The 19,735-nt window shown below is 53.8% G+C and carries 14 protein-coding genes and 8 tRNA genes; 3 read left to right on the forward strand and 19 right to left on the reverse strand.

Annotated elements, in window-relative coordinates:
* Positions 1-135 precede the first annotated feature (135 nt).
* The 6 genes from ACOTXR_RS00420 to miaB form a co-directional block, all read right to left on the reverse strand.
* The gene (locus ACOTXR_RS00420; RefSeq protein WP_014883004.1) at positions 136-1,041 is read right to left on the reverse strand and encodes an amino acid ABC transporter substrate-binding protein; all 906 of its coding nucleotides are present in this window, start codon (positions 1,039-1,041) and stop codon (positions 136-138) included.
* A 401-nt stretch (positions 1,042-1,442) separates the two neighbouring features.
* A complete protein-coding gene (lnt, locus tag ACOTXR_RS00425) occupies positions 1,443-2,981 on the reverse strand; it encodes an apolipoprotein N-acyltransferase (RefSeq protein ID WP_421766968.1) in 1,539 nt (512 codons plus the stop codon).
* A gap of 5 nt (positions 2,982-2,986) precedes the next feature.
* Complete coding sequence (gene corC, locus ACOTXR_RS00430) at positions 2,987-3,865, reverse strand: CNNM family magnesium/cobalt transport protein CorC (protein ID WP_014883006.1); 879 nt, start codon at positions 3,863-3,865, stop codon at positions 2,987-2,989.
* 89 nt (positions 3,866-3,954) lie between these two features.
* Entirely contained in the window at positions 3,955-4,422 is a 468-nt protein-coding gene (gene ybeY, locus ACOTXR_RS00435) for an rRNA maturation RNase YbeY (protein ID WP_008501052.1), read from the reverse strand.
* Positions 4,419-5,465, reverse strand: a complete 1,047-nt coding sequence (locus tag ACOTXR_RS00440; RefSeq protein WP_014883007.1) for a PhoH family protein — start codon at positions 5,463-5,465, stop codon at positions 4,419-4,421. Before ACOTXR_RS00440 ends, ybeY begins: the two co-directional genes overlap by 4 nt.
* A 163-nt stretch (positions 5,466-5,628) precedes the next feature.
* The gene (gene miaB, locus ACOTXR_RS00445; protein WP_014883008.1) at positions 5,629-7,053 is read right to left on the reverse strand and encodes a tRNA (N6-isopentenyl adenosine(37)-C2)-methylthiotransferase MiaB; all 1,425 of its coding nucleotides are present in this window, start codon (positions 7,051-7,053) and stop codon (positions 5,629-5,631) included.
* Between the two features lie 135 nt (positions 7,054-7,188).
* Between miaB and ubiF the strand changes: the two genes are divergently transcribed.
* Complete coding sequence (ubiF, locus tag ACOTXR_RS00450) at positions 7,189-8,364, forward strand: 3-demethoxyubiquinol 3-hydroxylase (RefSeq protein WP_058689808.1); 1,176 nt, start codon at positions 7,189-7,191, stop codon at positions 8,362-8,364.
* A 116-nt stretch (positions 8,365-8,480) separates the two neighbouring features.
* Here the strand turns inward: ubiF and ACOTXR_RS00455 are convergent.
* The 13 genes from ACOTXR_RS00455 to nagB all read right to left on the reverse strand — a co-directional run bounded on the left by ACOTXR_RS00455 (position 8,481) and on the right by nagB (position 15,451).
* Positions 8,481-8,555: transfer RNA gene (locus tag ACOTXR_RS00455), tRNA-Gln, on the reverse strand.
* 36 nt (positions 8,556-8,591) lie between these two features.
* A tRNA-Gln gene (locus ACOTXR_RS00460) sits at positions 8,592-8,666 on the reverse strand.
* A gap of 40 nt (positions 8,667-8,706) precedes the next feature.
* A tRNA-Met gene (locus ACOTXR_RS00465) sits at positions 8,707-8,783 on the reverse strand.
* Between the two features lie 17 nt (positions 8,784-8,800).
* Positions 8,801-8,875 (reverse strand) — tRNA-Gln (locus ACOTXR_RS00470).
* Between the two features lie 32 nt (positions 8,876-8,907).
* Positions 8,908-8,982, reverse strand: a tRNA-Gln gene (locus ACOTXR_RS00475).
* 32 nt (positions 8,983-9,014) lie between these two features.
* Positions 9,015-9,089 (reverse strand) — tRNA-Gln (locus ACOTXR_RS00480).
* 23 nt (positions 9,090-9,112) lie between these two features.
* A tRNA-Leu gene (locus tag ACOTXR_RS00485) sits at positions 9,113-9,197 on the reverse strand.
* 8 nt (positions 9,198-9,205) lie between these two features.
* Positions 9,206-9,282, reverse strand: a tRNA-Met gene (locus tag ACOTXR_RS00490).
* Positions 9,283-9,506: 224 nt separating this feature from the next.
* Positions 9,507-11,171 (reverse strand): asparagine synthase B, encoded by a 1,665-nt coding sequence (gene asnB / locus ACOTXR_RS00495; protein WP_014883010.1) that lies wholly within the window; start codon positions 11,169-11,171, stop codon positions 9,507-9,509.
* Between the two features lie 248 nt (positions 11,172-11,419).
* Positions 11,420-12,172: a ribonucleotide monophosphatase NagD gene (gene nagD, locus ACOTXR_RS00500; protein WP_008501057.1), complete on the reverse strand. Its 753-nt coding sequence runs from the start codon at positions 12,170-12,172 to the stop codon at positions 11,420-11,422.
* 45 nt (positions 12,173-12,217) lie between these two features.
* Positions 12,218-13,438 (reverse strand): DNA-binding transcriptional regulator NagC, encoded by a 1,221-nt coding sequence (gene nagC, locus ACOTXR_RS00505; protein WP_014883011.1) that lies wholly within the window; start codon positions 13,436-13,438, stop codon positions 12,218-12,220.
* 8 nt (positions 13,439-13,446) lie between these two features.
* Positions 13,447-14,595, reverse strand: a complete 1,149-nt coding sequence (gene nagA / locus ACOTXR_RS00510; protein ID WP_058689809.1) for an N-acetylglucosamine-6-phosphate deacetylase — start codon at positions 14,593-14,595, stop codon at positions 13,447-13,449.
* A gap of 55 nt (positions 14,596-14,650) precedes the next feature.
* Positions 14,651-15,451: a glucosamine-6-phosphate deaminase gene (nagB, locus tag ACOTXR_RS00515; RefSeq protein WP_008501061.1), complete on the reverse strand. Its 801-nt coding sequence runs from the start codon at positions 15,449-15,451 to the stop codon at positions 14,651-14,653.
* Between the two features lie 327 nt (positions 15,452-15,778).
* Here nagB and nagE point away from each other — a divergent pair, with 327 nt between their 5' ends.
* On the forward strand, positions 15,779-17,731 hold the full coding sequence (gene nagE / locus ACOTXR_RS00520; protein WP_023332402.1) for a PTS N-acetyl glucosamine transporter subunit IIABC: 1,953 nt from the start codon (positions 15,779-15,781) through the stop codon (positions 17,729-17,731).
* 179 nt (positions 17,732-17,910) lie between these two features.
* Positions 17,911-19,578 carry a glutamine--tRNA ligase gene (gene glnS / locus ACOTXR_RS00525; protein ID WP_023332403.1) on the forward strand — a complete coding sequence of 556 codons (1,668 nt, stop codon included), beginning with the start codon at positions 17,911-17,913 and terminating at the stop codon, positions 19,576-19,578.
* Positions 19,579-19,735: the final 157 nt, after the last annotated feature.

Genomic DNA, 19,735 nt, shown 5'->3' on the forward strand with positions numbered 1-19,735 from the left:
GGGTAGCAGCGCTACCCTCGAAGATTGGTGAGAAGCTCATTTTTCGCGCTGAGTGGGGAACGACCACTCAACGTATAGTCTGTCCATGCTTCCCGACAATCGAGAGGGCAGGAGATCCCGCCCCTGTTGTTCTAATTAGTTAAGAGCCTTGTCATTTGGAGATTTGAACAGCGCTTTCATGTCATCAGACAGTTCAAAGTTCATGTTGAGATTTTTTGGTGGAATCGGGTTCTTGAACCATTTGTCGAACCATTTTTCCGCTTCGCCGGAAGTTTGTACCTGGGCGATAGTGTCATCGATCAGCTTCTTGAACTGCGGATCGTCTTTACGCAGCATGCAGCCGTAAGCTTCTTTTGACTGCGCGGTGCCGACGATATCCCAGTTGTCTGGTTTCTTCGCTTTCGCACGCTCACCCGCCAGCAGGGCGTCATCCATCATAAACGCGACGGCACGGCCACTTTCCAGGGTGCGGAAGGAGTCGCCATGGTCTTTCGCGCTGATGATGCGCATATCCATTTTCTTCTCGTCGTTCAGCTTGTGCAGCAGCACTTCTGAGGTGGTACCGGACGTTACGACGACCGCTTTGCCTTTCAGGTCAGCAAAATCTTTGATATCACCGCCTTTCTTCGTCAGCAGACGGGTGCCCACGACGAAGATGGTGTCAGAGAAAGCGGCCTGTTTCTGACGCTCGAGGTTATTGGTGGTAGAGCCACACTCAAAATCAAAGGTGCCGTTTTGCAGCAGTGGAATACGGTTCTGTGAAGTGATTGGGATCAGCTTCACCTGCAGGTCAGGTTTGTTCAGCTTTTTCTTCACAGCTTCAACGATGGCGTTGGAGTAATCCTGTGAATAGCCCACGACTTTTTGCGTGTTGTCGTAGTAAGAGAACGGGACGGAAGATTCACGGTGGCCGACCACGATGACGCCGTTTTTGGCAATCTTGTCGAGAGTACTGCCTGCTGCCGGAGCATCTTCAGCGTGAACCACGCCGGCAGACATTCCCATAACCAGCATTGCTGTGGCCAGTTTACGTAATTGCATACCCAACTCCTTTCTTATCAGCGCCAGTGACGCATTGATACCCATTGTGATGTTGTTATATCTCGCGCGATGCGAGTGCAGTGTTATGCAAGCTTGTTAACATTTAGTCTGGCTTAATGTAAAGATTTTGCTGCGTTATTGTTTATTTTTGCGAAGCGCGCCGCACCATTCAGAGGCAAATATCTCCCGTTGCACCGTTTCGGTGCTACCGATGATCTACGCTGGTGCGACAAGGTTGCACGTTAAGCCAAACTGCGTTTGCGTGAATATACAAAGCAACAGGCGTGCCAGATTTGGCACTGGAAGGAATTTGTCGGGTGGCGGCTACGCCTTACCCGAGCTACGGGAGTCAAAATGTAGGCCGGGTAAGCGTTAGCGCCACCCGGCAACAGAAGGTAAGATTAGCGACGACGCTGACGCAGGCTCATCAGCACGGCACCGAAACCGAACAGCGCGGTCAGGATCCACAGCGGCCAGTTGCCGGTGCGGGCATACGGCGTCAGGCCGGTGGTTGGTGTGACTTTTGTGGTCAACACCTCACGGGTAAACTGCGGGATCATGGCCTGGATTTCACCCTGTGGACCAATCACGGCGGTGATGCCGTTGTTGGTGCTGCGCAGCAATGGGCGAGCCAGCTCCAGAGAACGCATACGCGCCATCTGGAAATGCTGCCACGGGCCGATAGATTTACCGAACCACGCATCGTTGGAGATGGTCAGCAGGTAGTCGGTATCCGGGCGGAAGTTATCGCGAACCTGCTCGCCGAGAATGATTTCGTAGCAGATGGCCGCCGTCAGGGCAAGGCCGTGCGCATGCAGCTGGGGCTGTACGTACGGGCCACGGCTGAAGGAGGACATCGGCAGATCAAAGAACGGCGCCAGCGGGCGCAGAATTGACTCCAGCGGAACAAATTCACCAAACGGCACCAGGTGGTTCTTGTTGTACCGATCCGTGGAGTTGTAGCTGTATTCGCTGTCTTTGCCGAGCGTAATGATGGTGTTGTAGGTGTCATAACGGTTCTGCTGATTCAGACGCGCATCGACAATCCCGGTAATCAGCGTGCTGCCGCGAGCCAGCAGCAAGTCGTTCATCATGTTCAGGAACGGCTGCTGATTGATCTCCAGATCGGGAATGGCGGATTCCGGCCAGATGATCAGCTGCGATTTACCCATCACCTCTTCGGTGGCGTTGGCGTAGATCTTCAGCGTGTTCAGCAGCTCTTTTTCATCCCACTTCATAGATTGCGGGATATTTCCCTGCACCATAGAAACCTGCATGGTGCGCTCAGGCTCAGGCGTGAACCACTGGATATACCGCAGCGGGAAGGGCAGGGCAAACAGCACCAGCGCCACGGCCAGCGGTTTCCAGCAACGCGTGACCAGCGCCAGGATCAGCAGGCCGCTGACCACCATTAGCAGGAAGTTGATTGCCTCAACGCCCATGACCGGGGCCAGGCCATTCAGCGGGCCATCAATCTGGCTGTAGCCGAACTGCAGCCACGGGAAGCCGGTCAGTATCCAACCGCGCAGGAATTCGGTGATTTGCCAGACCACCGGCGCGGCAATGGCGACGCGCAGCCAGGTGGTTTTAGGCCACAGGCGGGAAAGGATCCCTGCGAACAGACCAGTATACAGTGAGAGATATGCCGCGAGCAGGACGACCAGGAAGACGTTAACCGGGCCCGGCATACCGCCAAACTGGGCGATGCTGACGTAGACCCAGTTAATGCCGGAGCCAAAGAGCCCCAGTCCCCAGAAGTAACCGATGGCGGCAGCCTGTACCGGACGCCGGTTCAGGGTCAGACCCTGGAGCCCCATCAGGGAGAGAATAGCCGCAGGCCAGATATCGTAAGGAGAAAAAGCCAGCGTACCGCTGGCTCCGAGTAACAGCGCCAGCAGCAAACGGACGCGCTGGCGTTCAAGTAATGGGGCAAATGCCATTTACATTAATCTTCCAGTTTTGGCACCGGTGAGTCGTCCGGCGTTCTGACATGAACCTGTATAATACGGCGGCTGTCGGCCATTGCCACTTTGAACTGGTAACCGTCGATGTCAACGGTTTCACCGCGCGCCGGAAGGTGGCCAAAGGCCTGCATCACCAGCCCGCCAATGGTATCGACCTCTTCATCACTGAAGTGAGTGCCGAAAGCGTCGTTGAAGTCCTCAATCGAGGCCAGCGCGCGCACGGTCCAGGTGTGGCGGCTGAGCTGACGGAAGTCGATATCTTCCTCTTCGTCATACTCATCTTCGATTTCACCCACGATCAGCTCAAGAATATCCTCGATCGTGACCAGTCCGGAAACGCCGCCAAATTCATCAATAACAATCGCCATGTGGTAACGCTGAGAGCGAAACTCTTTCAGCATCCGGTCCACACGTTTACTTTCCGGCACAACCACGGCCTGGCGTAACACTTTTTCCATGCTGAAGGCTTCGGCATCGCTGCGCATAAACGGCAGCAGATCTTTCGCCATCAAAATCCCTTCGATGTGATCTTTATCTTCGCTGATGACCGGGAAACGCGAGTGGGCGGATTCGATGATCACATCGAGGCACTCGTCCAGGGTCTGGTTACGTTTCAGGGTGATCATCTGCGAGCGGGGGATCATGATATCGCGAACACGCTGGTCAGCAATGTCCATCACCCCTTCGAGCATTTCGCGCGTATCTTCGTCGATAAGGTCGTTTTGCCCGGAATCACGAATCAGCTCCAGCAGTTCATCACGGTTCTTGGGTTCGCCGTGGAAAAGCTGGTTCAGAATGAGGGAGAAAAATCCCTTTTTAGTGTTTGTCGTGTCGCTACTGTGTGAATTGTCGTCGCTCATGGCGTTTGTTAAGGGTTCTCTTGTTAGTTCAACATTTACCGCCACGCGAATTCCCTGCGCGGCGGCATAGTCGTCAGTAAGTTAACTGACTATTCTTTCTCGGCAATGTACGGATCCTCATAGCCCAGAGCAAGCATTATCTCTGTCTCGAGGGACTCCATCTCTTCCGCTTCGTCATCTTCAATATGATCGTAGCCAAGCAGATGCAGGCTGCCATGCACCACCATATGCGCCCAGTGGGCTTCCAGCGGCTTTTGCTGCTCTTTGGCTTCCTGTTCAACCACCTGACGGCAGATGATCAGATCCCCCAGCAGCGGCATCTCGATACCCGGCGGGGCTTCGAACGGGAAAGAGAGCACGTTGGTTGGCTTATCTTTCCCACGGTAAGTCAGGTTAAGCTCATGGCTTTCTGCCTCATCCACCAGGCGAATCGTCACTTCTGATTCTTCCTGAAACTGGGGGATAACGGCATCCAGCCATTTCTGAAACTGTGCCTCATCTGGCATACCGGAATTGTCTTCACAGGCCAGCTGTAAATCGAGGATCACCTGACTCATTTCTGTTCTTGCTCCTGCGCGTCGCGCTTACGTTCTGCGGCCAGTTCGGCCCTGCGTTTTTGATCCGCCTCTTCCCAGGCTTCATAGGCGTTAACGATGCGCGCAACCACCGGATGGCGTACCACGTCTTCACTGTGGAAGAAGTTAAAGCTGATTTCATCGACTTCGGCCAGCACTTCAATGGCGTGGCGCAGGCCCGATTTGGTGCTGCGCGGCAGGTCGATCTGGGTAACGTCACCGGTAATGACCGCTTTCGAGTTAAAGCCAATACGCGTCAGGAACATCTTCATCTGTTCGATGGTGGTGTTCTGGCTTTCATCAAGAATGATGAACGCGTCGTTTAACGTGCGACCACGCATGTAGGCGAGTGGGGCCACTTCAATCACGTTACGCTCAATCAGCTTTTCGACCTTCTCAAAGCCGAGCATCTCGAACAGCGCATCGTATAAAGGACGCAGATACGGGTCGACCTTCTGACTCAGGTCGCCCGGCAGGAAGCCCAGTTTTTCACCCGCTTCCACCGCCGGACGGGTCAGCAGGATACGGCGGATTTCCTGACGTTCAAGCGCATCCACCGCCGCGGCAACGGCCAGATAGGTTTTACCCGTACCCGCCGGCCCCACGCCGAAGGTGATGTCGTGGTCGAGAATATTGGCGATGTACTGCGCCTGGTTTGGCGTACGCGGCTTAATGACGCCACGCTTGGTCTTGATGTTGATGGCCTTACCGTAGTCCGGCACACTTTCCGCGCTCTGCTCAAGCACGCGCGCCTCTTTAATGGCGAGGTGAATTTGTTCCGGTTCGATATCCTGAATTTCGCCGCGCATCGGGGCGGTATCGACATACAGGCTGCGCAGGATATCTGCAGCCGCATTGACGCAGATAGGGCGTCCGGTAAGTTTGAAGTGATTATCGCGACGATTGATTTCGATACCCAGACGTCGCTCCAGTTGTTTGATGTTGTCATCAAACGGTCCGCACAGGCTCAGCAGGCGAGCGTTGTCTGCGGGCGTTAGGCTGATTTCACGCGTATCTATGTTCAAACTGTTCCTCTTTGATTGGTTAGCTGACCCGCTGCCACCCGGCGTAATAAAACGGTCATTACCGAAATTATTCACGCCATAGAATAAAGGCGCAAGCATTGCAGATGATATTGGGGACGATGAGAGGAAATACAAGGCCTGCCGAAGCGGCAGGCCCGAAGGATTAAGGCTGGTAAATCCCCACGCCAGAATCGTTTTCTTTGCGGGTACGCGAAATGACGGATTCCGGTGACTCGGCAATACGCAGGCCCATTTCGTCTTCAGTGCGGACCACTTTCGCACGCAGTGAGTTGGTGAGCACTTCGACAATCTCAACGTCCACAAATTTACCGATCATATCCGGGGTGCCTTCAAAATTCACCACGCGGTTGTTTTCTGTACGACCGGAGAGTTCCATAATGCTCTTGCGCGAGGTGCCTTCTACCAGTATGCGCTGGACGGTGCCGAGCATACGGCGGCTCCAGGCGTTGGCCTGCTGGTTGATGCGCTCCTGCAGAATATACAGACGCTGCTTTTTCTCTTCTTCCGGCACATCGTCAACCATATCGGCCGCAGGGGTACCAGGACGCGCGGAGAAGATAAAGCTGTAGCTGACGTCAAAATTCACTTCACCAATGAGCTTCATGGTGCGCTCGAAGTCATCCGCGGTTTCACCTGGGAAGCCGACAATAAAGTCGGAGCTTATCTGGATATCCGGACGCGCTTCACGCAGCTTACGGATGGTGGATTTGTACTCCAGAACCGTATGCGGACGGCCCATCAGGTTCAGAACGCGGTCAGAGCCGCACTGAATCGGCAGATGCAGGAAGCTCACCAGCTCTGGCGTATCGCGATAGACATCAATGATGTCATCGGTGAATTCCATCGGATGGCTGGTGGTAAAGCGAATACGGTCGATACCGTCAATCGCGGCCACCAGGCGCAGCAGTTCAGCAAAGGTGCCGGTGGTGCCGTCGTAGTTCTCCCCACGCCAGGCGTTAACGTTCTGGCCCAGCAGGTTCACTTCGCGAACGCCCTGCGCGGCAAGCTGCGCGATTTCAAACAGAATATCGTCTGCCGGGCGGCTGACTTCTTCGCCACGGGTGTAAGGCACCACACAGTAAGTGCAGTATTTGTTGCAGCCTTCCATGATGGAAACGAAAGCGGTCGGGCCATCTGCGCGCGGTTCTGGCAGACGGTCAAATTTCTCGATCTCCGGGAAGCTGACGTCAACGACCGGGCTACGATTACCGCGAACCTGGTTGATCATCTCCGGCAGGCGGTGCAGGGTCTGCGGGCCAAAGACGATATCCACATAGGGGGCTCTCTGGCGGATCAGCTTACCTTCCTGTGATGCGACGCAACCGCCCACGCCGATGATCAGGTCCGGATTTTTTCGTTTGAGAAGTTTCCAGCGGCCTAACACGTGGAAGACTTTTTCCTGCGCTTTTTCACGAATTGAACAGGTGTTCAGCAGCAACACGTCGGCTTCTTTCGGATTTTCAGTCAGCTGGTATCCGTGGGTGGTGTCCAGCAGATCGGCCATCTTGGATGAATCGTATTCGTTCATCTGACAGCCCCAGGTTTTTATATGGAGTTTTTTAGTCATCGACTTGCTCAGCTCAGGATTGCAAGCCGCGTATTGTAATGCTTTGGTGGGGTTGTGACCAGTATGAAGGTTATGTGTCTCAGGACCGCAAAAATCCGGTAAACTTAAGGGATTCTCCAATAAGGAAAAATGACCATGACACTCCAACACACCGAAGTTGCCGTTGTCGGCGGCGGTATGGTCGGCGGCGCACTGGCGCTGGGGCTGGCGCAGCAGGGATTTGAGGTAACGGTAATTGAACAGGCTGCACCGCCGGCATTCGATCCCGCCAGCAAGCCGGATGTGCGCATTTCTGCTATCAGCGCGGCGTCAGTCGATCTGCTGCGCGGTCTGGGCGTCTGGGAAACGGTGCAGGCGATGCGTGCGCATCCCTACAGCCGTCTTGAAACCTGGGAGTGGGAAAATGCCCACGTTGCGTTTGATGCTGCGGAGCTGAAGCTGCCGCGCCTGGGCTACATGGTGGAAAACAATGTGCTCCAGCTGGCGCTCTGGCAGGCCCTGGAGGCGCACCCGAAGGTGACGCTGCGTATTCCTGCGTCACTTAAGGCACTTCATACTCACGAAAGCGGCTATTTGCTGACGCTCGACAGCGGTGATGAGCTGGCTGTGAAGCTGGTCGTCGGGGCGGATGGTGCCAATTCTCAGGTCAGACAGATGGCAGGTATTGGGGTACATGCCTGGCAGTATGAGCAGTCTTGTATGCTGATTACCGTCCAGTGTGAGAATTCGCCGGGTGAGAGCACCTGGCAGCACTTTACGCCGAATGGCCCGCATGCCTTTTTACCGCTATTTGATCATTGGGCGTCACTGGTGTGGTACGACAAACCGGCGCGCATTCGCCAGCTACAAGGGCTTTCAATGGAACAACTGCAGCGCGAGATCCTGCTGCACTTCCCGAGCCGTCTGGGGCATATCACGCCAGTCGCCGCTGGCGCATTCCCGCTCACGCGACGTCACGCTTTGCAGTATGCCCGTGACGGGCTGGCGCTGGTGGGGGATGCGGCACACACCATACACCCGCTGGCCGGGCAGGGGGTAAATCTTGGGTATCGTGACGTTGACGCGTTACTGGACGTTTTAAGTCATGCGCGCGGGCATGCGGAAGCGTGGTCCAGCCATCAGGTACTGAAGCGTTACCAGACGCGACGTATGGCGGATAATTTTATTATGCAGTCGGGAATGGATCTGTTCTATGCCGGGTTCAGCAATGACTTAGCGCCAGTACGTATTCTGCGTAACATTGGCCTAATGGCGGCGGAACGTGCCGGTGGGTTGAAACGTCAGGCCCTGAAATACGCTCTCGGACTTTAATCGCTGCTTCAACTATTCCCTCGCCCCTTTGGGGAGAGGGGTAGGGTGAGGGGGCATCAGGCCGCACAAACAACAAAAACAAAAAAGCCCGCAGAGCGGGCTTATTTGTTTTTAAGTGGCTGGGGTGCAGGGATTCGAACCCCGGAATGCTGGTATCAGAAACCAGAGCCTTACCGCTTGGCGACACCCCAATTGCGTTAAACAAACTGCTTAACGACTTTTTAAATTGGCTGGGGTACGAGGATTCGAACCTCGGAATGCCGGAATCAGAATCCGGTGCCTTACCGCTTGGCGATACCCCAACAATTTGTCTTGATTACCGAAAAATCGACAATCTTAATTTGGTGGCTACGACGGGATTCGAACCTGTGACCCCATCATTATGAGTGATGTGCTCTAACCAACTGAGCTACGTAGCCAGTACTGCAATCTTCGATGGCTGGGGTACCTGGATTCGAACCAGGGAATGCCGGTATCAAAAACCGGTGCCTTACCGCTTGGCGATACCCCAATACCGCGGAGAACCGCAAAATCGAAGAAATATGGCTGGGGTACCTGGATTCGAACCAGGGAATGCCGGTATCAAAAACCGGTGCCTTACCGCTTGGCGATACCCCAATACCGCGGAGAACCGCAAAATCGAAGAAATATGGCTGGGGTACCTGGATTCGAACCAGGGAATGCCGGTATCAAAAACCGGTGCCTTACCGCTTGGCGATACCCCATCCGTGCAACGCTTACCTGGGAATGGTGCGGGAGGCGAGACTTGAACTCGCACACCTTGCGGCGCCAGAACCTAAATCTGGTGCGTCTACCAATTTCGCCACTCCCGCAAAAAAGATGGTGGCTACGACGGGATTCGAACCTGTGACCCCATCATTATGAGTGATGTGCTCTAACCAACTGAGCTACGTAGCCATCTTTTTTCGCGTTACCTTATCGGCGTTGCGGGGCGCATTATGCGTATAGACCCTTGCAGCGTCAACACCTTTTTCAACGAAAATAGCCGGAATGTGACTGTTTGGTTAGGTTGCGAACAGCGTGACCGAATATTCGGCAATTATTGGTTATTAATCGTTTTTCGAGAGTGAAATGCAAGGCAAAAAAAAGGCCCCAGAGGGGCCTGATTAGAATCGTCGCGATTATTTGTAGGCAGACTGGTGAACGCCTACCGCGCGGCCTGATGGATCGTTCATCGCTTTGAAAGATTCATCCCATTCAATCGCTTTGGCAGACGAGCAGGCGACGGATGGGCCACCCGGAACACACTCTGCCGCACTCGGCACCGGGAACAGCTCTTCAAAGATTTCACGGTACAGATACGCTTCTTTCGAGCCCGGCGTGTTGTACGGGAAGCGGAAGCTTGCCGTTTCCAGTTGCTGGTCGGAAATCTGTTTTGCTGCCACCTCTTTCAGGGTGTCGATCCAGCTGTAACCTACACCATCAGAGAACTGCTCTTTCTGACGCCACGCCACGCTCGCGGGCAGGTATGATTCAAAACATTCGCGCAGGATATGTTTTTCCATTTTACCGTTGCCGCACATTTTGTCCTGTGGGTTGATACGCATCGCCACGTCGAGGAATTTCTTATCCAGGAACGGGACACGCGCTTCCACTCCCCATGCCGACATTGCTTTGTTGGCACGTGCACAGTCAAACATATGCAGTGCCTGCAATTTACGCACGGTCTCTTCATGCAGTTCTTTGGCGTTTGGCGCTTTATGGAAGTACAGGTAGCCTCCAAACACTTCGTCAGAACCTTCACCGGACAGCACCATCTTGATGCCCATCGCTTTAATCTTACGCGACATCAGGTACATCGGTGTTGAGGCACGAATGGTAGTAACATCATAAGTTTCAATGTGATAGATCACATCGCGGATTGCATCCAGGCCTTCCTGCACGGTGAAGTGAATTTCATGGTGCACGGTGCCCAGATGGTTTGCCACTTCCTGCGCAGCTTTCAGGTCAGGTGCCCCTTCAAGACCCACGGCAAAGGAGTGCAGCTGCGGCCACCAGGCTTCGGAGCGCTCCTGATCTTCCACGCGGCGAGCGGCGAATTTCTTGGTGATCGCGGAGATCACGGAGGAGTCCAGACCGCCGGAGAGCAGCACGCCATAAGGTACGTCTGACATCAGGTGGCTTTTCACGGAATCTTCCAGCGCCTGACGCAGCTCGGCTTTATCCGTCACGTTGTCTTTAACCGCGTCATAATCGAACCAGTCGCGCTGGTAGTACGGACGGATCTCACCGTCTTTACTCCACAGATAGCTGCCTGCCGGGAACTCTTTAATGGTGCGGCAGACCGGTACCAGGGCTTTCATTTCAGAGGCAACATAGAAGTTGCCGTGTTCATCGTGGCCCATGTACAGCGGGATAATGCCGATATGGTCGCGGCCAATCAGATACGCGTCTTTTTCGCTATCGTACAGGGCGAAGGCAAACATACCCTGCAGGTCGTCCAGGAATTCCGGACCTTTCTCCTGATAGAGCGCCAGAATCACTTCACAGTCAGACCCGGTCTGGAAGGCGTAGCGGTCGCCGTACTCGGCGCGCAGTGCCTGATGGTTATAGATTTCACCGTTAACAGCCAGCGCGTGCGTTTTTTTCTCGTTATACAGCGGCTGTGCACCGGCGTTGACGTCTACGATAGACAGACGTTCGTGAGCCAGAATCGCTTTATCACTGGCGTAAACGCCTGACCAGTCCGGGCCGCGATGGCGCATCAGGCGGGACAGTTCGAGTGCTTTTTTACGCAGTTCGCCCGCGTCAGTTTTAATATCCAGTACGCCAAAAATTGAACACATAACCTTCTCCGTTAACCCTGTTGCTTTGTAATGTTGCTTGCTTATGAAAATGCCGCAAAGGGAGAAGGGGCGCAAGAGATTTACGGGCGAAAACGGAAATAGTGCAATGGTGATTGCGGAATAGTGAAAAAAGAGTACGCCATGAACACTTTTATTGATGATTATGCAATAAAGTGCGCTTTTTGTTAGATATGGTTTTATTTGTAAGGGCTAAAAATGAAAAACCACGCCCTGAGCGTGGTTTGGTATCAGATAATGTCAATTTCATCGACGGAGGGGTAAATCCAGCTTGGTCGGAACGGCATCGAATCAATGTCATCAAGCTGCGAGACGCCGGACAGCACCAGAATGGTTTCCAGACCCGCCTGGAAGCCGGCCAGAATATCCGTACGCAGGTTATCGCCGACAATAACCGTTTCTTCTGAGTGGGCCTGCATTTTATTGAGCGCGGCGCGGATGATCCACGGGCTTGGTTTGCCGACATAGAATGGCTTGCGCCCGGAGATTTTTTCAATACCGGCACACAGCGCGCCACAGGCCGGATAAAAACCTCGACCGTGGGTATCCGGGTTGGTGGCAATGAAGCGCGCGCCGTTGGCAACGAAGAACGAGGCTTTATGCATCATCTCCCAGTTATAGGAGCGCGTTTCACCCACAATCACGAAGTCCGGATTGACATCGGTAATCGTAAAGCCCGCTTTATACAGCTCGTGGATCAGCGCGCCTTCGCCGACCACATACGCTTTTTTGCCTTCCTGACGTTTCAGAAAATCCGCCGTTGCCATCGCCGAGGTATAAAACACACTGTCCGGGACGTCGACGCCCGCCGTCGCAAAGCGGTTTGCCAGATCCTGACCGGTCTGAGAAGGGTAGTTCGTGAGAAGAACCAGAGGCATTCCTTTGTCGATGATGCGGTGAAGAAACTCCGCAGCACCTGGTACGGCAACGTTGTCGTGCATCAGCACGCCGTCGATATCACAAATTACATTCTTAATGGTCATGGACGTTCCGACATCAAAAAAAGAAGGCGTTACTATAAGGTCCGATCAACTTTCCAGCAAATGCTGCAGCAGAATACCGTTGAGCATGGCGCGTTTCACCAGCGCAAAAGCGCCAATTGCCGAGCGATGGTCAAGTTTTGAACGAACCACAGGGAGATTCTGGCGGAATGCTTTCAGCGCCTGGGTGTTAATACAGCCTTCAATCGCGGGGAGCAGCACCTTTTCTGCTTCAACAATTTCTCCGGCTATCACCACTTTTTGTGGGTTAAACAGGTTAATGGCGATGGCGATAGTTTTCCCCAGATGGCGCCCAACCTGCTCGATCACCTCACAGGCCAGCGCGTCGCCTTTATTGGCGGCTTTGCAGATGGTGCCTATCTTGCAATCAGCCAGCGTGACGCGACTCTGGTAACCTTGTTCAAGCAGATGGCGAACGCGCTGCTCAATGGCCGTGTTGGCGGCAATGGTTTCAAGGCAGCCGAAGTTACCGCAGTGGCAGCGTTCGCCCAGCGGCTCGACCTGAATGTGGCCGATCTCGCCGACGTTACCGTTGCGACCAATAAAAATCCGACCGTTAGAAATAATACCTGCGCCTGTCCCGCGGTGGACACGCACCAGAATAGAGTCTTCGCAGTCCTGACTCGCACCAAAGTAGTGCTCTGCCAGTGCCAGAGAACGAATATCGTGGCCGACAAAACAGGTCACTTTAAAGCGTTTTTCCAGCGCATCGACCAGCGCCCAGTTTTCCACCTGAATGTGCGGCATGTAGCGAATCACGCCGCTTTCCGGGTCGACCAGACCGGGTAAAATCACTGAAATTGCAATGAGCTCGCGGATCTTACGCTGACAGCTCTCAATAAAGTGCGCGATGGTATTCAGCAGCGCGTGCTCCAGCGTCTCCTGGGTGCGCTCGGGAAGGGGATAGTGCTCTTCCGCAATCGCTTTGCTGCTCAGATCGTAGAGCGTGAGCGTGGTGTCATGACGGCCGAGCCGAACGCCAATCGCCTGAAAATTGCGGGTTTCGGTAATAATGGAGATAGCGCGGCGGCCCCCGGTAGAGGCCTGCTGATCGACTTCTTTGATCAAACCGCGCTCAATAAGCTGGCGGGTAATTTTTGTCACGCTGGCGGGAGCAAGCTGGCTTTGTTCGGCTATCTGAATTCGAGAGATTGGCCCGTGTTGGTCAATCAGGCGATATACCGCCGCACTGTTAAGTTGTTTAACGAGATCGACATTACCGATTTGAGCTTGTCCGCCTGGTGTCATACTTTTACTTACTCAGTGACGACCTCGTTACCATTAACGATGGTCTTAATAATTTTATAATCGTGTGTGAATGCCGTCAGGTTTGCAACCATACCCGGTGCAATTCCGCCAAGCTGTTTATCCACGCCGATTGCGCGAGCCGGATAAAGGGTAGCCATACGCAGGACTTCATCAAGCGCAATCCCACAGTGCTCAACCAGGTTACGCACCCCTTCAATCATGGTTAAAGAGGAACCGCTCAGCGTACCGTTTTCATCCACACACAGTCCATTGCGGTAGTATATTGTTTTACCGGCAAAAATGAACTGCTCAATATTTGCACCTGCTGGTGCAGTGGCATCGGTAACCAGGCAAAGCTTGTCACCTTTCAGGCGCTTGGCATTACGAATGTTGGTGTAATCCACATGCATACCATCAGCAATAATGCCGCAGTAGACGTCTGGCTCGTCCAGAATCGCCCCGACCAGACCCGGTTCGCGACCGGTGATATAAGGCATGGCGTTGTAAAGGTGCGTGGCGAAGGTAATGCCCGCGCGGAAGCCCGCTTTGGCTTCTTTCAGCGTGGCGTTTGAGTGCCCTGCTGAAACCACAATCCCGGCGGCAGCCAGTTTGCTGATCACGTCAGTGCCGGTCATCTCTGGTGCCAGCGTCACTTTAGCGATCACATCGGCGTTCGCACACATGTAGTCGACCAGTTCAGCGTCAGGCTTGCGCACGTAATCCGGGTTATGAGTGCCTTTCTTCACGATATTCAGCCATGGCCCTTCCAGGTGCAGACCGAGCGCCTGATTAGGGTGTTTGGCGAGGTATTCGCGCATCACGCGGATACCCTGTTTCATCAGGTCATCACTGCTGGTGATGAGGGTTGGCAGATAGCTGGTGCAGCCCGATTTCTCGTTGGCTTTCTGCATGATTTCCAGCGTTTCAACCGTCACCGCGTCGGCAGTGTCATTGAATTGCACACCGCCGCAGCCGTTCAGCTGTACGTCGATGAAACCGGGGGAGATTACTGCTCCATTGAGTGAGCGCTGTTCAATCCCTGGCGGCAGCTCTGCCAGCGGACAAACACGTTCAATCAGGCCATTAGCGATAACAATCGCATGGTCATCCAGAATTTCGTGGCCGGTATAAATCCGACCGTGGGTTAAAGCGTACATAACGACCCCCGGTTAAAAAAAGCGGCCGCCTCTTTGAGAAGAGGCGGTTAATCAATTACAGACCTTTGATGTTCTCGGCTTCTAACTCGTTGAAGTATTTCAGCGTTTTCACTTTCAGCTCCATCGTGGACGGTTCGTCGCAGACGATGACTGATTTTGGATGCAGCTGCAGGCAGCTGATGGTCCACATGTGGTTAACGTTGCCTTCAACGGCAGCCTGGAGCGCCTGCGCTTTCACGCCACCCAGCACCAGAATCATCACTTCTTCGGCATCCAGCAGGGTGCCTACGCCAACGGTCAGGGCGTATTTTGGAACCTGGTTCACATCACCGTCAAAGAAGCGGGAGTTTGCCACGCGGGTGTCATGGGTCAGCGTTTTAATACGCGTGCGGGAAGCCAGGGACGATGCCGGCTCGTTAAACGCGATATGACCATCGTTGCCCACGCCGCCCATAAACAGGTGGATTTTACCGTAAGAACGGATTTTTTCTTCGTACTGACGGCATTCTGCGTCAATATCAGGCGCATTTCCATTCAGCAGGTTAATATTTTCCGCTGGGATATCAACGTGATCAAAGAAATTCCGGTGCATAAAGCTATGGTAGCTTTCCGGGTGGTCTTTTGGCAGGCCGACATATTCATCCATATTGAAGGTCACAACATGTTTGAAGCTAACCTGGCCCGCTTTGTGCATTTCAACCAGGGCTTTATACGCCGTCAGCGGAGTACCGCCGGTTGGCAGGCCAAGAACGAAAGGACGATCGGCGGTAGGCTTGAAGGCATTAATGCGGTTAACGATATGGCGAGCGGCCCATTTACCGACTTGTTCAGCAGTTGCCAGGGGAATCAGTCTCATTGTTCACCTCAAGAGTTAAAGTAGAAGAGTGGGCGGATGGCTACCGGAACCTGATACTTAAGCGTAACCTGGAACCTTTCAGGCTGGATCAATCCGTCTTGATTTTTTGAATGATAAAATAAGTTTTCGCTGTTAGCCAGTGAAAGGGAGGGCTTAATACGATATTTGGTGACAAAAATCACAAAAAATGGGTGTTTAATTTGCGATACGAATTAATTTTTCACACACTCACACTGCCAGTGAATTATCGACGGTACTTATCGTTAGCAACACAATAAAAACATAGTTAATGCGCGAGCCTGGAAAGGGTCTCGTAGGGGGAATAGGATGAATATTTTAGGTTTTTTCCAGCGCCTCGGTAGGGCTTTGCAGCTCCCTATCGCCGTGCTACCGGTTGCAGCGCTGCTGCTGCGATTCGGGCAACCCGATCTTCTCAACGTGCCGTTTATCGCCCAGGCTGGCGGCGCAATCTTTGACAACCTGGCGCTGATTTTCGCCATCGGCGTTGCTTCCAGCTGGTCTAAAGACAGTGCGGGGGCCGCAGCGCTGGCAGGGGCGGTCGGTTACTTCATCCTGACGAAAGCGATGGTAACGATTAACCCGGAAATCAACATGGGCGTACTGGCGGGTATCATTACCGGTCTGGTCGGCGGTGCGGTATATAACCGCTGGGCAAACATCAAGCTGCCAGACTTCCTCAGCTTCTTTGGTGGCAAACGCTTCGTGCCAATCGCGACCGGCTTCTTCTGTCTGGTTCTCGCCGCGATCTTTGGCTACGTCTGGCCGCCAGTGCAGCATGCTATCCATGCGGGCGGCGAGTGGATCGTCTCTGCGGGTGCGATGGGTGCGGGCATCTTCGGCTTCATTAACCGTCTGTTGATCCCAACCGGTCTGCATCAGGTTCTGAACACCATCGCCTGGTTCCAGATTGGTGAGTTTACCAATGCGGCGGGTACCGTTTTCCACGGCGACATTAACCGCTTCTACGCGGGTGATGGCACCGCGGGCATGTTTATGTCCGGCTTCTTCCCAATCATGATGTTTGGTCTGCCGGGCGCTGCGCTGGCCATGTACCTGGCTGCGCCGAAAGCGCGTCGTCCAATGGTCGGCGGTATGCTGCTGTCAGTCGCCATTACCGCATTCCTGACCGGTGTGACCGAGCCTCTGGAATTCCTGTTCATGTTCCTGGCTCCGCTGCTGTACCTGATGCACGCGGTGTTAACCGGTATCAGCCTGTTCGTGGCGACTCTGCTGGGCATCCATGCGGGCTTCTCCTTCTCTGCAGGCGCGATCGACTACGTGCTGATGTACAACCTGCCAGCGGCAAGCAAGAACGTCTGGATGCTGGTGGTGATGGGTGCGGCCTTCTTCGTTATCTACTTCGTTCTGTTCAGCGCGGTTATCCGTATGTTTAACCTCAAAACGCCGGGCCGCGAAGATACCACTGATGACGTCGTGACCAGTGAAGCCAACAGCAATACCGAAGAAGGTTTAACTCAGCTGGCAACCAGCTACATTGCCGCAGTCGGCGGTACCGACAACCTGAAAGCCATTGATGCCTGTATTACCCGTCTGCGTCTGACCGTGGGTGACTCCGCTCGCGTAAGCGATGCAATGTGTAAACGCCTTGGCGCATCTGGCGTCGTTAAACTGAACAAACAAACTATCCAGGTTATCGTGGGCGCCAAAGCGGAATCCATCGGTGACGAAATGAAGAAAGTGGTTGCGCGTGGCCCGGTCGCAGCGGCATCAGCTGACAGCGCACCTGCGGCAACGGCGACTCCGGCCGCGAAGCCACAGGCCGTGCCTAACGCCGTGACGGTGGCGGCTCTGGTCTCTCCGGTAACGGGTGAGGTCGTTGACCTTGAACAAGTGCCTGACGAAGCGTTCGCCAGTAAAGCGGTAGGCGACGGCGTGGCGGTGAAACCAACGGACAAAACCGTCGTCTCTCCTGCTGCGGGTACTATCGTGAAGATTTTCAACACCAACCACGCGTTCTGCCTCGAAACCGAAAATGGCGCGGAGATTGTTGTCCACATGGGCATCGATACCGTTGCGCTGGAGGGTAAAGGCTTTACTCGTTTGGTGGAAGAGGGCGCTGAAGTGGTGGCCGGGCAGCCGGTTCTGGAGATGGATCTGGACTTCCTGAACGCCAATGCACGCTCCATGATCAGTCCGGTTGTTTGCAGCAACATCGACGACTTCAGTGGCCTGGTTATTCAGGCAAAAGGTCAGGTGGTTGCAGGTCAAACGCCGCTGTATGAGATTAAAGGCAAGTAATCGCTCCTGAGTAGAGTCATGCCTTAAGCGGCGGGGGATATCCTCCGCCGCTTTTTTTTGCAGCAAATGCCCCCATTATTTTCATCTGATACGTATTTTCCGTAACTAAGGGTTGTCACTACGTCCGGCTTATAAGATCATATGCCGTTATACGTTGTTTACGCTTTGAGGAATCCACGATGAGTGAGGCTGAAGCCCGCCCGAGTAACTTTATTCGTCAGATCATCGATGAAGATCTGGCCAGTGGTAAGCACACCACGGTGCATACCCGCTTCCCGCCGGAGCCGAACGGCTACCTGCATATTGGTCATGCGAAATCCATCTGCCTGAACTTTGGCATTGCGCAAGACTATCAGGGGCAGTGCAACCTGCGTTTCGATGACACCAACCCAGTAAAAGAAGACATCGAATACGTTGAGTCCATCAAGAACGACGTGCAATGGCTGGGCTTCAACTGGTCTGGCGATATCTGCTACTCCTCTGACTATTTTGATCAGCTGTACGCTTACGCGGTTGAGCTGATCAACAAAGGTCTGGCGTACGTCGATGAACTGTCCGCGGATGAAATCCGTGAATACCGCGGTACGCTGACGCAGCCTGGCAAAAACAGTCCGTTCCGCGATCGCAGCGTGGAAGAGAACCTGGCGCTGTTTGAAAAAATGCGTGCGGGTGGCTTTGAAGAAGGCAAAGCCTGTCTGCGTGCCAAAATCGACATGGCTTCTCCGTTCATCGTGATGCGCGATCCGGTGCTGTACCGCATTAAGTTTGCTGAACACCACCAGACCGGTAACAAGTGGTGCATCTACCCGATGTACGACTTCACCCACTGCATCAGCGATGCGCTGGAAGGCATTACCCACTCGCTGTGTACGCTTGAGTTCCAGGACAACCGTCGCCTGTACGACTGGGTGCTGGATAACATTACCATCCCTGTGCATCCGCGTCAGTACGAGTTCTCTCGTCTGAATCTGGAATACACCGTGATGTCCAAGCGTAAGCTGAACCTGCTGGTGACTGACAAGCACGTTGAGGGCTGGGACGACCCGCGTATGCCGACCATTTCTGGTCTGCGTCGTCGTGGCTACACCGCTGCTTCTATTCGTGAGTTCTGCAAGCGCATCGGCGTGACCAAGCAGGACAACACCATTGAAATGGCATCGCTGGAGTCCTGCATTCGTGAAGACCTCAACGAAAATGCCCCGCGCGCGATGGCAGTTATCGACCCGGTAAAACTGGTTATCGAAAACTATCCTCAGGGTGCGAGTGAACTGGTTGCCATGCCTAACCATCCGAACAAACCGGAAATGGGAAGCCGTGACGTACCGTTCAGCGGTGAAATCTGGATCGACCGCGCTGACTTCCGTGAAGAAGCCAACAAGCAGTACAAGCGTCTGGTGCTGGGTAAAGAAGTCCGTCTACGTAACGCCTACGTGATCAAAGCCGAGCGCGTAGAGAAAGATGCAGAAGGGAATATCACCACCATCTTCTGTTCATACGATGCCGAAACGCTGAGCAAAGATCCTGCCGATGGTCGCAAGGTGAAAGGCGTTATCCACTGGGTAAGCGCTTCTCACGCGCTGCCGGTAGAAATCCGTCTGTACGATCGTCTTTTCAGCGTGCCTAACCCGGGTGCGGCGGAAGACTTCCTGGCGACGATCAACCCGGAATCTCTGGTGATCAAACAGGGTTATGCTGAGCCATCGCTGAAAACAGCTGAAGCAGGTAAAGCGTTCCAGTTCGAGCGTGAAGGTTACTTCTGCCTGGACAGCCGTTACAGCACTGCGGAAAAACCGGTATTTAACCGCACCGTCGGTCTGCGTGACACCTGGACCAAGATCGGCGAATAATAACGCCGCTCTGGTCAATGAGAAACAAACGCCGTTTATTGCGGCGTTTTTTTTATTAATGATCATATCGTTAAAGTGGCGTTGTAAAAATGTCCGCCGTTATTTTTGGTCAATGTGGTGCTACTTATTTTTTTTAAAAAATTTTGTCTGTTTTTGA

The sequence above is a fragment of the Enterobacter cloacae complex sp. IR53030 genome (genome assembly GCF_049238365.1).
Classification (GTDB): Bacteria; Pseudomonadota; Gammaproteobacteria; order Enterobacterales; family Enterobacteriaceae; genus Enterobacter; species Enterobacter kobei.

Bases quoted from the DNA above. Each gene is read 5' to 3' on its own strand.
- nagA (WP_058689809.1), bottom strand. From the start codon at position 14,595: ATGTACGCTTTAACCCACGGTCGGATTTATACCGGCCACGAAATTCTG.
- ybeY (WP_008501052.1), bottom strand. From the start codon at position 4,422: ATGAGTCAGGTGATCCTCGATTTACAGCTGGCCTGTGAAGACAATTCC.
- lnt (WP_421766968.1), bottom strand. From the start codon at position 2,981: ATGGCATTTGCCCCATTACTTGAACGCCAGCGCGTCCGTTTGCTGCTG.
- ACOTXR_RS00420 (WP_014883004.1), bottom strand. From the start codon at position 1,041: ATGCAATTACGTAAACTGGCCACAGCAATGCTGGTTATGGGAATGTCT.
- miaB (WP_014883008.1), bottom strand. From the start codon at position 7,053: ATGACTAAAAAACTCCATATAAAAACCTGGGGCTGTCAGATGAACGAA.
- nagC (WP_014883011.1), bottom strand. From the start codon at position 13,438: ATGACACCAGGCGGACAAGCTCAAATCGGTAATGTCGATCTCGTTAAA.
- ubiF (WP_058689808.1), top strand. From the start codon at position 7,189: ATGACACTCCAACACACCGAAGTTGCCGTTGTCGGCGGCGGTATGGTC.
- asnB (WP_014883010.1), bottom strand. From the start codon at position 11,171: ATGTGTTCAATTTTTGGCGTACTGGATATTAAAACTGACGCGGGCGAA.
- corC (WP_014883006.1), bottom strand. From the start codon at position 3,865: ATGAGCGACGACAATTCACACAGTAGCGACACGACAAACACTAAAAAG.
- nagD (WP_008501057.1), bottom strand. From the start codon at position 12,172: ATGACCATTAAGAATGTAATTTGTGATATCGACGGCGTGCTGATGCAC.
- nagE (WP_023332402.1), top strand. From the start codon at position 15,779: ATGAATATTTTAGGTTTTTTCCAGCGCCTCGGTAGGGCTTTGCAGCTC.
- nagB (WP_008501061.1), bottom strand. From the start codon at position 15,451: ATGAGACTGATTCCCCTGGCAACTGCTGAACAAGTCGGTAAATGGGCC.
- glnS (WP_023332403.1), top strand. From the start codon at position 17,911: ATGAGTGAGGCTGAAGCCCGCCCGAGTAACTTTATTCGTCAGATCATC.